This window comes from Curtobacterium sp. P97 (assembly GCF_023712445.1).
Taxonomy (GTDB): Bacteria; Actinomycetota; Actinomycetes; order Actinomycetales; family Microbacteriaceae; genus Curtobacterium.
Window position 1 is genome coordinate 1 of sequence record NZ_JAMAYF010000089.1, and the last position, 466, is coordinate 466.

Here is a 466-nt window from a genome sequence, read left to right on the forward strand (position 1 = left end):
GGCTCGGCCACCACGCGGGACGGCGGGATCGCCGCCGCCTCGAGGGTCTCGGCGTCGGCCCGCAGCCGCAGCTCCCCGGCGGGCTCGTCCCCCACCGGGTCGGCCGGGGCGTCCTCGACGGCGTCCTGGTCGGCGTCCTGGTCGGCGTCCTGGTCGGCGTCCTCGGTGGCCCCGTCCTCGGGGGCGGGCTCGCCGGCCGGGATGTCCGGCGGGGGGGTGTCCTGCGGTTCGGCGACGTGCTGCTCGGCGGGCTCGCCGGTGGTGTCGCGGGTGGTGTCGTCGGTGTCGGCCACGAGGGGCTCGCCTCCTGGTGCGTCCCCGGGCGCCGATCGTCGTCGACGACTGGCGGCCGCGCAGGGGCGCGGGGTCGGGCGGGAGCGGTGCGCCGTGCGGCGCGCCGCGGCCCGCATGAAGTCTGTGCCAGGACCCGGCCACGTGATCGGGTCCCGGTGGTGCTGTGCGCAGT

1 pseudogene is annotated in these 466 nt (G+C 79.2%); it reads right to left on the reverse strand.

Annotated elements, in window-relative coordinates:
• A pseudogene (locus M3677_RS17090) lies at window positions 1-293 on the reverse strand (hypothetical protein); the annotation flags it as partial.
• Between the last annotated feature and the right edge of the window lie 173 nt (window positions 294-466).